Here is a 13,964-nt window from a genome sequence, read left to right on the forward strand (position 1 = left end):
TCAGTCAATTAACGAGGTTGTCCGTTTAACCAGAACGCATCCATCATCACTGCATGAGAACGGGCTGAATCTTCCCAGGCATGCTGCTGCTGAACGATGGCCTGCTGCAGGTCCGCCCAGCCGGCAATGTAGGCAGCGACATCTTTTTCAGGATAAGCCCCGCCCAGCAAATGGAAGGTAATAATCTGACGTTTCAGACGCGCCAGCTGATCGCGATACCCTTCTTCGGTCAGCGGCTGCGCGAACGCCTCTTTCAGATCTGCGGCGGTACGGCCCAGCATAATATCTGCGAAACGCTTGAAGGAGCCTTCCAGTTTTTTCGCTGATTTATCATCGATGAATGGTGTCCAGCCTGAAGTGGCCAGCCAGGAAGTGAGCACTAACTTGCATTTCAGGTAGCTGGCGCTGTAGCAAATTTCCTGCGCATCAGCAGATTTCTGTTCCAGAACAGGCACCAGATCGGTCAGCAACGTACGCAATTCCGATGACGCTTTACGCGGCACCAGTCCGCCAAACAGCACCAGAATCTGACGCACGGTTTCGACGGCCTGCAGAACGGTCAGACGCGCGGTTTTGTCGCCACGAACCCACAATTCTTCATGATATTGCCAGTGATCCAGCGCCAGTTCGAACATGGCGGACATTGCCTGTTCCACCGTCGCTTTCGGCTGAGCTTTAAACACCGGCAACGGTTTGATCTCACGCGCAGGATTGCCCTTCGCCAGATGATAACCGCGAGCCGCTTTGCTGAAACCGCCCTGACGTAAACCGCCGTGCGCCCCTATTTCTGCCGCCAGTTTCAGTAAATCCCCGGTATTCCCTTTTTTCAGCTCAAGCTCAATTTCGGCCAGCGCCTCAGACAACTCACCGGCGATCACTACACCCTGATCCAGGCCCAGCTCAATCTCACTTTCGCCGTAAGTGATCACCCACTTCTCGCGGGTGAAATCGGTGCGGAACAGCGGTGTCAGTGCTTTTTGCAGCGCAGCAGGCTTACACCCTTCCGGCCAGATATCTTTCGGAAACGCGCTGAGTTTCAGCACCGGCTTTTTAAGCTCAACATTATATTCCGGGCGCTGATGCAGGCCGCCCACCACTTTTCCGCCGGTTTTGATGGTCATTTCATACTGATCGTCAAAGCCACGGATACGCAGACCAATATCATGCGAACGTAAATAGTTATCCGCGGTCTCAAAATAGATGTTGGTCAGTTTCGATGGCGCGGTGTGCTCAGCGTTGAAAACCGCGAGCTGCGAAGGAAGTTCGGCGATTGCGGCCGGGGTGGCGATAAATTTTAATTCTATTTCTACGGTCATAGGAGTCTTCACACCGATTCTTTGCTGCCAATAAGGGAATAACGCGTCGCTCCAATTCTACCATAAGCACAGCGCGCAAGCCGCATGTTGCGGGATTGTAAGATAGTTCTCATTCCGGTTTATACATTGCGTCGTCACACTGTTGCCCTTAATATCGGTTTCCAAAGTTTCGCAATAACCAAACTTTTATTGCACTGACCGGATAATTTGCCGCAATGGCCTGAAAATGGCGGTTGCCAGAAGACGTATCCCGATAAAACGGATCCGCACTTCACGTTCCCTAAATTCACAAAGAAACGATGAAATAATGCAGAAATTACGCCTAATTGGTTTCGCTTTGCTTGGTTTAAGCATCACATGGACTGCCCACGCCGACGAGAAGCGCTATATCTCCGACGATTTGATCACCTATATCCACAGCGGTCCGGGTAATCAGTATCGCATTGTTGGCACGCTGAATGCCGGTGATGAAGTCACCCTGCGCAGCGTCAACGACAGCACTAAATATGGCGAAATCGTTGACTCGAAAGGGAAAACCGCGTGGATCCCTCTCGACCAGTTAAGTAATGTCCCAAGCCTGCGAACCCGCGTTCCGGATCTGGAACAACAGGTTAAAACGCTAACCGATAAGCTGACGAATATTGATTCCAGCTGGAACCAGCGTACCGCGGAAATGCAGACGAAAGTCGGCTCCAGCGACAGCATCATCAACAACCTGAAGAAAGAAAATCAGGATCTGAAAAATCAGCTGATCGTTGCGCAGAAGAAAGTAGACGCGGTGAATGTTCAGCTAGACGACAAGCAACGTACCATTATTTTACAATGGTTTATGTACGGCGGTGGTGTTGCCGGTGTCGGTCTGGTGCTGGGTCTGGTATTGCCGCACCTGGTTCCACGTCGCAGGAAAAAAGATCGCTGGATGAGCTGATCGCTTAACCCGCTCCAACTTTCGTTCAACGTGAAGGCACTCCGGTGCCTTTTCGTGTTTGCATCAATCTGCAAATCAACCACACAACTTTGCTATGATAAAGGCAGAGCGCCCTGCTCGGCTTTCAGCAGCATAATGCGTTGAAATTGACTTATTTCAGGAGTTATTGCGTGGAGATTTACCTGGTCGGCGGCGCAGTCCGAGACAGTTTATTAAACCTGCCTGTGTCTGAACACGATTGGGTGGTGGTCGGCGCAACGCCTGAATACATGCTGGAAAATGGCTACCAGCAGGTCGGCAAAGACTTCCCGGTGTTCCTGCATCCCAAAACTCATGATGAATACGCGCTGGCGCGGACGGAAAGAAAATCGGGTTCAGGCTACAACGGCTTTACCTGTTATGCCGCGCCGGATGTCACGCTCGAGCAGGATCTGATGCGGCGTGACCTGACTATTAACGCTATCGCCAAAAGTGACAGCGGTGAACTTTTCGACCCTTATCACGGCCAGCGTGATATCGAATTGCGCCTGCTGCGCCACGTTTCAGATGCGTTTGGAGAAGATCCGTTACGCGTTCTGCGCCTAGCCCGTTTCGCGGCGCGATTTGCTCATTTAGGTTTTACCGTTGCCCCTGAAACGCAGACGCTGATGCAGCAGATGGCCGAAAGCGGTGAGCTGGAAGCCCTGACGGCAGAACGCGTTTGGAAAGAAACCGAAAAGGCGCTGCAAACGCAGGATCCGCAGGTGTATTTCCAGGTGCTTCGGGATTGCGGTGCGCTGAAAGTGTTATTCCCTGAAATCGATGCGTTGTTTGGCGTGCCCGCGCCGGAGAAATGGCATCCGGAAATTGATACCGGCATTCATACGCTGATGACACTGAAAATCGCCAGCACACTGACGCCGGAAGTGGATGTGCGGTTTTCAGCACTTTGCCATGATGTGGGTAAAGCGCTGACCCCGCCGCAATTCTGGCCGGCTCATCACGGCCACGGTCCGGCGGGTGTGAAACTGGTGGAGAATATCTGTCAGCGCCTGAAAGTGCCGACACATATCCGCGATCTGGCAAAACTGGTGGCCGAGTTCCATGACCTCATCCACACCGTGAATAAGCTGCGCCCGGAAACCTTGCTGAAACTGTTCGATACCATCGACGTTTGGCGTAAACCGCAGCGTCTGGAACAGATGATCATGACCAGCGAAGCTGACGCACGGGGGCGTACAACGTTCGAAAATAACCCTTATCCGCAGGGTGATTACCTGCGCGAAGCCTTCAAAGTGGCGAGCAGCATTAGCAATAAAGAGGTGCTGGATGCCGGTTTTCAGGGAATAGAAATCCGCGATGAGCTTAAAAAGCGCCGGACACAAGCACTGGCAGACTGGAAACAAAAGCAGGAAGTGGCGAGTTAACCCGTATCATCTGTCAAAAAAGCCCCGCAGGGTGAATATCCTGCGGGGCTTTTTTATTGTTGCGCTAAGCAATTATCAGGCGATAAAGACATAGTACACGGCGATCGCAACAAAGAAGCGATAGATAGCAAACGGGATAAACGAAATACGCTTAATCACCGCCAGGAAGGTTTTAATGGCAATCAGCGCGATGATAAATGCGCTGATAAAACCGGTCGCGAACATCGGCAAATCGGCCATGGTCAGGAAGCTGTAGCTCTTATACAAATCCAGCGCCGTCGCGCCCATCATCATTGGCACCGCCAGCAGGAAGGAGAACTCAGACGCGGCAAAACGACTGATGCCCATTAACATCCCGCCGCTGATGGTTGCACCCGAACGGGAAAATCCCGGCCAGAGCGCCAGACACTGGAAAACGCCAATCATAAACGCCTGCACGTAGGTAATGTCATCGAGCCCTTCCGCGCGCGGTTTTTTGGGTTTTAGCAATTCAGCGGCAATCAGTAAAACACCGCCGACAACCAGCGAGTACATGACGTATTTAGGCTCGAAAAGAGATTTAATTTGTGAATGCAAAAGCAAACCTAGTACGGTCGCCGGGATCATCCCCAAAATAATATGCCCGAGATTCAGACGGCGCGTCCCCGTGCCTTCATGAGCTGGTGGCTTGCCAAAATGCAGGCCAATCATGCCAAACAATCGACGCCAGAACATCACAACCACAGCCAGAATCGATCCCAGCTGAATAACCACCTCAAAGGACTTCGACGTATCTCCCGTAAAGCCCAGGAGATTACCCACAATAATCAGGTGACCAGTCGAGGAGACAGGCAGGAACTCCGTCAGCCCTTCAACAACACCCAAAATAGCCGCTACAAGCAATGAATGACTTTCAGCAATCATTATCGACCCAACCCTATTAAGTATCCGCTAATCGGAAAAAACAGCTAAAACAACAAACAATAAAAAAGCGGCTCATCTGCGCCGCTTCTGCAAAGGGTGCCCCGTAGCCCCGAGTGCTCTTTTAACGCTTTTTTATGACAATTAAAATACGACCGGATTCTGAATTTTATTCAGGGCAGGATTTAACTGCGTTTTCCGCGCTCAATCACCACGCCAACGTTCGCCGCCTGCGCGACCGCGCCGGGTTTGCTGAGCTTAATGCGTACCCACGGCGAGTTAAAACGCGCCAGCAGCAGCGCCGCCACTTCTTCGGCAACACGTTCAACCAGGGCAAAATTCTGTGAGGAGACATGTTCTATGACGGCGTCACTGACATCGGCGTAGCTTAAACAGTCATTAACATCGTCACTGACGGCGGATTTTCGGTTGTCCCACGCCATTTCGATATCGAACACCAGTTTCTGTTTAATGGTCTGTTCCCAGTCGTAAGCGCCAATAGTGGTGATTACATTTAGTTGCTCAATAAATACGATATCCATCACGCGATTCTCTGTTTTTGGCCCAGCCGGATACCACTTCCAGCAGAAAATGCGTATTATCCATGGATGTTGCGATTAAAACGACCCTTATTAGACGGAACGGCTTTATGAGTGCTACCGCGCTTGGAATGATTATTTTCGCCTACCTTTGCGGCTCAATTTCGAGTGCGATTCTGGTCTGCCGGGTCGCCCGCTTACCGGATCCGCGCACGGCAGGTTCTGGCAATCCCGGTGCTACGAACGTTTTGCGCCTGGGTGGACGTGTGGCCGCAGCGGCCGTTCTGATTTTCGATGTCCTCAAAGGCATGCTGCCCGTCTGGCTGGCGTACCGTCTGAACATTCCTCCGATGTATCTCGGTCTGACCGCCATTGCGGCGTGCGTCGGCCATATCTACCCGGTATTCTTCCGTTTTAAAGGCGGCAAAGGCGTGGCCACCGCTTTCGGTGCCATTGCACCTATCGGCTGGGACTTAACCGGCCTGATGACCGGCACATGGCTTCTGACCGTACTGCTCAGCGGATACTCTTCGCTGGGTGCGATTGTCAGTGCGCTCATCGCACCTTTCTACGTCTGGTGGTTTAAACCTGAATTCACATTCCCGGTCGCCATGCTTTCCTGCCTGATTTTATTGCGTCATCACGACAATATTCAGCGTTTGTGGCGCGGTCAGGAAGGGAAAATCTGGGATAAGCTGAAGAAAAAGCGTAAAGCCGCGAAAGAAGATAAGTCCGAATAACCGCTACATTCCAGACATAAAAAACGACCTCATGAGGGTCGTTTTTTTATTATTTTTTTAGCTCATCCAGCCTGACAGAGCGGGAGCGAGACAAGGCGTCAGGAGACCTGAAAGCGCAACATACTCAAGTATGTGAGCATTTCGGGTCGACGCAGCAACGCAGTCGCAGCCCCGCTCAGACTGGCGGCAACTCAGCCAGCGGCCAGCGCGGGCGTACGGTCACCCCTAAGTCCGGCGTTGCACCCGTTTTCAGGCGCACCATACCCGCATAAGCGATCATCGCACCGTTATCGGTACAAAATTCAGGGCGAGCATAGAATACTTCGCCTCCACGCTTAGACATCATTTCGGCTAATTTCGCGCGCAACGTACGGTTTGCGCTGACACCACCGGCCATGACCAGGCGTTTAAAACCGGTCTGATCCAGTGCGCGTTTGCACTTAATGGCCAGCGTATCCACCACGGCATCTTCAAATGCGCGGGCAATATCGGCATGGGTTTGGGCATCGCCGTCATTACCGCGGATCGTATTGGCGGCAAATGTTTTCAGGCCGGAAAAACTGAAATCCAGCCCCGGACGGTCGGTCATCGGACGCGGGAACGTAAATCGCCCGGCAACACCTTGCGCCGCCATTTTCGACAGCAACGGGCCGCCAGGATAATCCAGCCCTAATAATTTGGCTGTTTTATCAAATGCTTCGCCTGCGGCGTCGTCGATGGACTCACCCAGCAGGGTATATTCACCGATGCCTGTCACGCTGATTAACTGCGTGTGGCCACCAGAAACCAGCAAGGCGACAAACGGAAAATCAGGCGGATTATCTTCCAGCATTGGGGCCAGCAAATGGCCTTCCATATGATGAACAGGCACCGCCGGCACATTCCAGGCAAACGCCAGAGAACGCCCGATGGTTGCGCCGACCAGCAACGCACCGACAAGCCCCGGACCGGCGGTATACGCCACGCCATTGATATCCTGAGCGGTCAGCCCGGCCTCTTTCAGCGCAGCCTGAATAAGCGGTACTGTTTTACGTACATGGTCACGCGAGGCCAGTTCAGGCACAACACCGCCGTAATCTGCATGCAGTTTTACCTGACTATACAGTTGGTTGGCTAACAGACCGGCTTCGCTGTCATAAACTGCAATTCCGGTTTCATCGCAGGACGTTTCTATACCCAGTACTCGCATCACTCTTTCCGTCATAGTTTCGCGCTAACTCGCGGCGCGCAGTTTAGCACACAAGCCCCGACCAGTGCTGCACTGGTGTAGGAATTCCTCACGCGGCCGGCAATTAATGTCGAGCAATTTGGATTGATTGGTATATAATCGCCGCCCGACGCAAAAGCGAGCGCACTATGTTGCAGAAGGGTTGCAAAAGGCGCCCGCTTCAATTTGCCGTTGTGCTTTACAAGACGACGCGAATTGGAGTAAAATTCCGCACCATTTTGAAATGTGCTGGTACAACATCAGCAAACAAACCGATTTTATCGAGGTGAGAGGCACATGCCTGTAATTAAAGTACGTGAAAACGAGCCGTTCGACGTAGCTCTGCGTCGCTTCAAGCGTTCCTGCGAAAAAGCAGGTGTTCTGGCAGAAGTTCGTCGTCGTGAATTCTATGAAAAACCGACTACCGAACGTAAACGCGCTAAAGCATCTGCAGTAAAACGCCACGCCAAGAAACTGGCTCGCGAAAACGCACGCCGCACTCGTCTGTATTAATCTTCGGGGGCAACCCCAAATCGCGTGATTTGCAATATTAAGAACGCGCAGACTGCGTAGTAGCATACGAAGGCCGTGCTTTCCGAAAGGAATGCGCGGCTTGTTCTCGTTTATAGGCTAGTGAGTAAGGGGCTTATGGCTGGGAGAATTCCGCGCGTATTTATCAATGACTTGCTGGCTCGTATCGATATCGTCGATTTGATCGACGCTCGTGTAAAGCTCAAGAAACAGGGTAAAAATTATCACGCGTGCTGCCCTTTCCACCATGAGAAAACACCCTCATTTACCGTAAATGGCGATAAGCAGTTTTATCACTGTTTCGGCTGTGGTGCCCACGGCAATGCCGTCGATTTCCTGATGAACTATGACAGACTTGAGTTTGTCGAAAGCATTGAGGAACTGGCGACAATGCAAGGTTTGGAAGTGCCGTATGAAGCAGGCACTGGCCCGACTCAGATGGAGCGTCATCAGCGTCAAAGCCTCTACCAGCTGATGGCACCGCTTAGCGAGTTCTATCAGCAATCACTTAAACAACCGGCGGGTGCACCGGCCAGAGACTATCTTGCCCGGCGCGGTTTAAGTGAAGACGTCATCAATCATTTTGCCATCGGTTTCGCCCCACCGGGCTGGGACAACGTGTTAAAGCGTTTCGGTAAGAATGCCGATGATAAAGCGTCTCTGATCGACGCCGGTATGTTGGTCACCAATGACAACGGACGCAGCTATGATCGTTTTCGTGAACGGGTGATGTTCCCGATACGCGACAAACGTGGCCGTGTGATTGCATTTGGTGGCAGGGTTTTGGGCAACGATACGCCGAAATACCTGAACTCACCGGAAACCGAGATTTTCCATAAAGGCCGCCAGTTGTACGGCCTGTATGAAGCACAGCTGAAAGCCCCTTCTCCGGCACGTTTGCTCGTCGTTGAAGGGTATATGGACGTCGTCGCACTGGCGCAGTTCGGCATCGATTATGCCGTTGCGTCTCTGGGAACCTCCACGACGGCGGACCACATTCAGCTGATGTTCCGCAGCACGGATAACATCGTTTGTTGTTATGACGGTGACCGCGCGGGGCGTGAAGCCGCGTGGCGCGCACTGGAAACGGCATTGCCGTATCTCAACGATGGCCGTCAGCTGCGTTTTATGTTTTTACCCGACGGCGAAGATCCGGACACGCTGGTGCGTAAAGAAGGCAAAGATGCGTTTGAACAAAGGATGGAACAGGCAATGCCGCTTTCCACTTTCCTGTTTGATTCGCTGATGCCGCAGGTTGATTTGAGCAGCCCTGACGGGCGGACCAAATTGAGCATGCTGGCATTGCCGCTGATCCGCCAGGTTCCCGGTGAAACGTTACGGATGTATTTGCGTCAGCAGTTAGGGAATAAGCTCGGCATTTTAGATGACAGCCAGTTAGAAAAGCTGATGCCTAAACAGGCAGAAGGGAGCAATGTCTACCAGGCGCCCCAGCTAAAACGCACAACCATGCGTATACTTATAGGGTTACTGGTACAAAACCCACAACTGGCTACACTTATACCCTCGCTGCAAGGTTTGGAGCAAGCGAAGCAACCAGGATTAGATCTGTTCAGCGAGTTAGTGACTACTTGCTTAGCCCAGCCAGGGCTCACAACAGGCCAATTACTGGAACTGTATCGTGACAATAAGTTCTACCAGCAACTTGAAACTCTGGCGACATGGAACCACATGATCGTAGAGGAGATGGTCGAAGAGGAATTTCGTGCCACGCTGGCCAGCCTGTATGACTCTATTTTAGAGCAGCGGCTTGAAACCCTGATAGCAAAAGCCAGGACGCATGGCCTGAGTCCAGAGGAACGTACAGAAGTCAGTTCCCTGAATCAGGTGTTAGCGAGAAAGAGTTAACAAAAACATATAAAGGTAAGGCTTCAGGCGTTACCACAGAAAACACGGCTTAAGTGCCGATATATAGCGGGGCATGGCCCTGCGCAGAGCCGCCCTGGTGGGCCGCGGCACAATAAACGCCCCTAACGTTATTGTTGGCGATGTTACCCGACCGACACCAACCCAAATACTCTGAAGTGTGGATACCGTCTTATGGAGCAAAACCCGCAGTCACAGCTTAAGCTACTTGTCACCCGTGGTAAGGAGCAAGGCTATCTGACCTATGCTGAGGTCAATGACCATCTGCCGGAAGATATCGTCGATTCCGACCAGATCGAAGACATCATCCAGATGATTAACGACATGGGCATCCAGGTACTTGAAGAAGCACCGGACGCCGATGATTTGATGCTGGCCGAAAACCGCCCTGATACCGACGAAGACGCTGCAGAAGCGGCGGCGCAGGTACTTTCCAGCGTTGAATCTGAAATTGGCCGTACCACCGACCCTGTGCGTATGTATATGCGCGAGATGGGTACCGTTGAACTTCTGACCCGTGAAGGCGAAATCGACATCGCCAAACGTATCGAAGACGGTATCAATCAGGTCCAGTGCTCCGTTGCTGAATATCCTGAAGCTATCACTTATTTGTTAGAGCAATATGACCGTGTCGAAGCAGGTGAAGTTCGTCTGTCTGACCTGATCACGGGTTTTGTTGATCCTAACGCCGAAGAAGAAATCGCGCCAACTGCAACTCACGTGGGTTCTGAACTGACCACAGAAGAGCAGAATGATGACGACGAAGACGAAGATGAAGACGACGATGCTGAAGACGACAACAGCATCGATCCGGAACTGGCTCGCCAGAAGTTCACCGAACTGCGTGAACAGCATGAAGCGACGCGTCTGGTCATCAAGAAAAATGGCCGTAGTCACAAGAGCGCAGCAGAAGAAATCCTGAAACTTTCTGATGTGTTCAAGCAGTTCCGTCTGGTGCCAAAACAGTTCGATTTCCTGGTCAACAGCATGCGTTCCATGATGGATCGCGTTCGTGCTCAGGAACGTCTGATCATGAAAGTGTGCGTTGAACAGTGCAAAATGCCGAAGAAAAACTTCGTCAATCTGTTCGCCGGTAACGAAACCAGCGATACCTGGTTCGATGCAGCTCTGGCGATGGGTAAACCGTGGTCTGAGAAGCTGAAAGAAGTCACCGAAGACGTACAGCGCGGCCTGATGAAACTGCGTCAGATCGAAGAAGAAACTGGCCTGACTATCGAGCAGGTTAAAGATATCAACCGTCGCATGTCGATCGGCGAAGCGAAAGCCCGTCGCGCGAAGAAAGAGATGGTTGAAGCAAACTTACGTCTGGTTATTTCTATCGCCAAGAAATACACCAACCGTGGTCTGCAGTTCCTCGACCTGATCCAGGAAGGTAACATCGGCCTGATGAAAGCCGTTGATAAGTTTGAATATCGCCGTGGTTATAAGTTCTCAACTTATGCGACCTGGTGGATCCGTCAGGCTATCACCCGCTCCATCGCCGACCAGGCGCGTACCATCCGTATCCCGGTACATATGATTGAGACGATTAACAAACTCAACCGTATTTCCCGTCAGATGCTGCAAGAGATGGGCCGCGAACCTACGCCGGAAGAGCTGGCTGAGCGTATGCTGATGCCGGAAGACAAAATCCGTAAAGTGCTGAAAATCGCGAAAGAGCCAATCTCCATGGAAACGCCAATCGGCGACGATGAAGATTCGCATCTGGGTGATTTCATTGAGGACACTACCCTCGAGCTGCCACTGGATTCTGCAACGTCTGAAAGCCTGCGTTCTGCGACGCATGACGTTCTGGCTGGCCTGACCGCACGTGAAGCGAAAGTTCTGCGTATGCGTTTCGGTATCGACATGAACACTGACCACACTCTGGAAGAAGTGGGCAAACAGTTCGACGTTACCCGTGAACGTATCCGTCAGATCGAAGCGAAAGCGTTGCGTAAACTGCGCCACCCAAGCCGCTCCGAAGTGCTGCGCAGCTTCCTGGACGATTAATCGTCCTCAGGCTGTCAGCCATTAAAAGCCCCGCCTTTCTCTGGAAATGGCGGGGCTTTTTTTATCCGGATTCACCAGAAATTCAGGGATTCAGCGACGTATACAGCTCACGATATGAAGCGACCAGCTCATCGAGCGTCGCACGGTTCAGCCCGCTGGGATTTGGCAAAACCCAGACCTCTGTCCGGCCAATTTTCAGCGCCTGATGCCCCCAGTTCACTTTGCTGATGCCAAACGCCTTGCTGAAGGCCTGCTTACCCAGAATGGCTAATGCACGCGGCTGATAGCGCAAGATTTTCTCTTTTAGCATCTCACCGCCATCACGCAATTCATCACGGTTTAGCTCGCTGGCTTCAACCGTCGGCCGGCCTACAAGCGCCGTGATACCACAACCGAAATTCTGCAACTGCTGCCACTCTTCAGGCGCTAACTGACGCCCGGTAAATCCCGCCTGATGAATGACTTTCCAGAAACGGTTACTGCCATTCGCAAAAGGATAACCCTTGTGGGCGGACGAAAGACCGGGATTAATGCCGCAGAACACAACCTGAAGATCCTCCACGAGGATATCTGTAAGCATATTGTTTTCCTGAGACGTATTTGCTCGAGTTATGGGTAAAAAAGTCTGCGAACACAACATACTAGAACTGTGCACAAAACGCGCATACAAACCGAACACATATAGACCTGTTAGCAAGGTTTACCGTATAATCCCGCACCTCGGCCCTTTAGCTCAGTTGGTTAGAGCACGCGACTCATAATCGCTTGGTCGCTGGTTCAAGTCCAGCAAGGGCCACCAAATTTTAGCTTTAAAATCATATGATTAAGCCACCATTTGCATGGTGGCTTTTTTGTATATAAAGTTCTTTGTCGCAAAAGTGTCGCGCTAAGTTTCAGTCCTTCCTCAATTTCCGTTTAGAAAGGTGCAAACTATGGAACGAAATACACTCCCTGCAGTAACAGAAATTGAAGTAATTTCCTCGGTATGGGCAGACCGCCAAGGCGAAAAGAGGGTGAATGAACTATTGAAGTCTGGTGAATGGGTGATGATTAGCACTTCTAGCGGCGTAGATAGAGACGGCTACCCTATTCATGAATGGGTAATGGGTAAGTTAATACAGCTAAGTTAACTTTCATTCGATACTTCAGGGGCGGCGATTAAGTGCTGCCCTTCAAAAATTTTATAGTAATGGCAAACCGCGCAGCTGCAAGCAGTACCCTCAGAACACGGAGGATTGAACGCAAGAGGGACTTACCATTTTCCATTTTGATAAGCAACACACCACGCCCTACCGAACGGCCAGATCGTAGACACAGGATTACCCTGATACCCAAACCCTGTTCCTTGGTTAATTTATCCTTTAGCCATTAAATTAAATATAAGCAATATTACATCACCACCTTTATCTATCTCATTTTTTAAATGGGTTTTTTATTATTTCGAATTCTTTTTTTAAACCACTATTGATAGACAAAGCTTTTGAACCTTGATTTTCTTTGCAATATGATTCTACCCAATCTTGTTTGGAAGATGAGAAAATTAACTCATTCGCTCCATCAAAAATCAATTGATTTATTTTAAGCTGAACAAAAGCCTCACACCTTTCAATATTTATTTCTAAGTCAGGTCGTTGCGCAGGCTCAATAGAAAGACATACGCGAGGAGAAATTGGAAAAATTGTAATTGCGCTAGGGTGTCCAGGGCCAATACCTGATGCATTACTCTTAGAAAAAAATGATACTGGATTGTCCGAACTTACAAACTCAAAATCATTACTAGAAATATGGAGAGTCCATTGTTTATTTAAGAACACCTGAGCAAGTTGACGTGCAAACTCAATCATGTACTCCAAACTTACTGAAGAATGAATAGAAAGCCTGACCGCTTCAAGGAGTCCCTTTTCATCAATCATCCTTTGTAATACTTCCGGAGGTTCAGGAAATATTTTAGCATCAAAACTAGATTTTAATGTTCTTACTGCAATATCACCCCATACATCATTTACTATGTTTCTAAATGCAGGTCCTCGAGTTTGCATAAATGCTATGTAATATGCTAGATATGATTTATCCTCTATAGAAAGATATACATATGGCATCGCCCTCATATTGAGGATTTTATTAATTATATCATTCCCAATTTTTTCAACCTCTGAAATAGAATCTTCAAGATCGATATGGTTAACTTCCCCAGCATCATCCAATTGGTAATAATAGTAATCCTCGCAACAAACTTTTTTGACTGATGAAGGATGTCTTAAATATTTTTTACTTTCTTTATCAAAACTCCAAAGCAGTGACTGTTCCCCTTTTATCGTAAAACGACGCAAATAGGACTGCGGAACATAGTGTTGATTTCTTTTTTTCTGCCTGTTGTTCATCATCATCCCTTCACGCTAGCTAATAAGAAATAATTCATTAATTTACAAATAGAATATTACACAAATTTCATCTTTACAAAATGGCTTGAAATCACCCGTAGCCCTCTCCACGCCTGGCT

General features: G+C 50.2%; 13 protein-coding genes and 1 tRNA gene. 8 read left to right on the forward strand and 6 right to left on the reverse strand.

Annotation, left to right across the window (positions count from 1 at the left end; genetic code table 11):
- Window positions 1-8: 8 nt before the first annotated feature.
- Entirely contained in the window at window positions 9-1,316 is a 1,308-nt protein-coding gene (locus tag M2403_RS23065; protein ID WP_259231075.1) for an inorganic triphosphatase, read from the reverse strand.
- 307 nt (window positions 1,317-1,623) lie between these two features.
- On the opposite strand from M2403_RS23065, the gene M2403_RS23070 reads away from it, so the two are divergent.
- Window positions 1,624-2,244 (forward strand): TIGR04211 family SH3 domain-containing protein, encoded by a 621-nt coding sequence (locus M2403_RS23070; protein ID WP_152324061.1) that lies wholly within the window; start codon window positions 1,624-1,626, stop codon window positions 2,242-2,244.
- A gap of 170 nt (window positions 2,245-2,414) precedes the next feature.
- Entirely contained in the window at window positions 2,415-3,650 is a 1,236-nt protein-coding gene (locus tag M2403_RS23075; protein WP_259231076.1) for a multifunctional CCA addition/repair protein, read from the forward strand.
- A gap of 75 nt (window positions 3,651-3,725) precedes the next feature.
- Here M2403_RS23075 and bacA read toward each other — a convergent pair whose 3' ends face one another.
- Together bacA and folB are read right to left on the reverse strand one after the other, a co-directional pair.
- Window positions 3,726-4,550, reverse strand: a complete 825-nt coding sequence (bacA, locus tag M2403_RS23080; RefSeq protein ID WP_152324077.1) for an undecaprenyl-diphosphate phosphatase — start codon at window positions 4,548-4,550, stop codon at window positions 3,726-3,728.
- A gap of 185 nt (window positions 4,551-4,735) precedes the next feature.
- On the reverse strand, window positions 4,736-5,092 hold the full coding sequence (gene folB / locus M2403_RS23085) for a bifunctional dihydroneopterin aldolase/7,8-dihydroneopterin epimerase (protein WP_152324063.1): 357 nt from the start codon (window positions 5,090-5,092) through the stop codon (window positions 4,736-4,738).
- Window positions 5,093-5,199: 107 nt separating this feature from the next.
- Here folB and plsY point away from each other — a divergent pair, with 107 nt between their 5' ends.
- Window positions 5,200-5,829 (forward strand): glycerol-3-phosphate 1-O-acyltransferase PlsY, encoded by a 630-nt coding sequence (gene plsY / locus M2403_RS23090; RefSeq protein ID WP_152324064.1) that lies wholly within the window; start codon window positions 5,200-5,202, stop codon window positions 5,827-5,829.
- Between the two features lie 175 nt (window positions 5,830-6,004).
- On the opposite strand, the gene tsaD is transcribed toward plsY, so the two are convergent.
- The gene (tsaD, locus tag M2403_RS23095; RefSeq protein ID WP_259231081.1) at window positions 6,005-7,018 is read right to left on the reverse strand and encodes a tRNA (adenosine(37)-N6)-threonylcarbamoyltransferase complex transferase subunit TsaD; all 1,014 of its coding nucleotides are present in this window, start codon (window positions 7,016-7,018) and stop codon (window positions 6,005-6,007) included.
- 315 nt (window positions 7,019-7,333) lie between these two features.
- Here tsaD and rpsU point away from each other — a divergent pair, with 315 nt between their 5' ends.
- The 3 genes from rpsU to rpoD all read left to right on the forward strand — a co-directional run bounded on the left by rpsU (window position 7,334) and on the right by rpoD (window position 11,464).
- Window positions 7,334-7,549, forward strand: coding sequence for a 30S ribosomal protein S21 (gene rpsU / locus M2403_RS23100; protein WP_001144069.1), 216 nt, complete (start codon window positions 7,334-7,336; stop codon window positions 7,547-7,549).
- A 135-nt stretch (window positions 7,550-7,684) separates the two neighbouring features.
- Window positions 7,685-9,433, forward strand: a complete 1,749-nt coding sequence (dnaG, locus tag M2403_RS23105) for a DNA primase (protein WP_152324066.1) — start codon at window positions 7,685-7,687, stop codon at window positions 9,431-9,433.
- Between the two features lie 192 nt (window positions 9,434-9,625).
- Window positions 9,626-11,464, forward strand: coding sequence for an RNA polymerase sigma factor RpoD (gene rpoD, locus M2403_RS23110; RefSeq protein WP_095923569.1), 1,839 nt, complete (start codon window positions 9,626-9,628; stop codon window positions 11,462-11,464).
- 82 nt (window positions 11,465-11,546) lie between these two features.
- On the opposite strand, the gene mug is transcribed toward rpoD, so the two are convergent.
- Window positions 11,547-12,044: a G/U mismatch-specific DNA glycosylase gene (mug, locus tag M2403_RS23115; protein WP_259231083.1), complete on the reverse strand. Its 498-nt coding sequence runs from the start codon at window positions 12,042-12,044 to the stop codon at window positions 11,547-11,549.
- A gap of 142 nt (window positions 12,045-12,186) precedes the next feature.
- Between mug and M2403_RS23120 the strand changes: the two genes are divergently transcribed.
- Together M2403_RS23120 and M2403_RS23125 are read left to right on the forward strand one after the other, a co-directional pair.
- Window positions 12,187-12,263 (forward strand) — tRNA-Ile (locus M2403_RS23120).
- 133 nt (window positions 12,264-12,396) lie between these two features.
- Window positions 12,397-12,594, forward strand: a complete 198-nt coding sequence (locus M2403_RS23125) for a hypothetical protein (protein ID WP_259231084.1) — start codon at window positions 12,397-12,399, stop codon at window positions 12,592-12,594.
- Window positions 12,595-12,876: 282 nt separating this feature from the next.
- Here M2403_RS23125 and M2403_RS23130 read toward each other — a convergent pair whose 3' ends face one another.
- Window positions 12,877-13,851, reverse strand: coding sequence for a DUF4238 domain-containing protein (locus tag M2403_RS23130; protein WP_259231085.1), 975 nt, complete (start codon window positions 13,849-13,851; stop codon window positions 12,877-12,879).
- Window positions 13,852-13,964 lie beyond the last annotated feature (113 nt).

This window comes from Rahnella sp. BIGb0603 (assembly GCF_024808755.1).
GTDB lineage: Bacteria > Pseudomonadota > Gammaproteobacteria > Enterobacterales > Enterobacteriaceae > Rahnella > Rahnella contaminans.

Bases quoted from the DNA above. Each gene is read 5' to 3' on its own strand.
- M2403_RS23065 (WP_259231075.1), bottom strand. From the start codon at position 1,316: ATGACCGTAGAAATAGAATTAAAATTTATCGCCACCCCGGCCGCAATC.
- M2403_RS23070 (WP_152324061.1), top strand. From the start codon at position 1,624: ATGCAGAAATTACGCCTAATTGGTTTCGCTTTGCTTGGTTTAAGCATC.
- folB (WP_152324063.1), bottom strand. From the start codon at position 5,092: ATGGATATCGTATTTATTGAGCAACTAAATGTAATCACCACTATTGGC.
- plsY (WP_152324064.1), top strand. From the start codon at position 5,200: ATGAGTGCTACCGCGCTTGGAATGATTATTTTCGCCTACCTTTGCGGC.
- tsaD (WP_259231081.1), bottom strand. From the start codon at position 7,018: ATGCGAGTACTGGGTATAGAAACGTCCTGCGATGAAACCGGAATTGCA.
- rpsU (WP_001144069.1), top strand. From the start codon at position 7,334: ATGCCTGTAATTAAAGTACGTGAAAACGAGCCGTTCGACGTAGCTCTG.
- dnaG (WP_152324066.1), top strand. From the start codon at position 7,685: ATGGCTGGGAGAATTCCGCGCGTATTTATCAATGACTTGCTGGCTCGT.
- rpoD (WP_095923569.1), top strand. From the start codon at position 9,626: ATGGAGCAAAACCCGCAGTCACAGCTTAAGCTACTTGTCACCCGTGGT.
- mug (WP_259231083.1), bottom strand. From the start codon at position 12,044: ATGCTTACAGATATCCTCGTGGAGGATCTTCAGGTTGTGTTCTGCGGC.
- M2403_RS23125 (WP_259231084.1), top strand. From the start codon at position 12,397: ATGGAACGAAATACACTCCCTGCAGTAACAGAAATTGAAGTAATTTCC.
- M2403_RS23130 (WP_259231085.1), bottom strand. From the start codon at position 13,851: ATGATGATGAACAACAGGCAGAAAAAAAGAAATCAACACTATGTTCCG.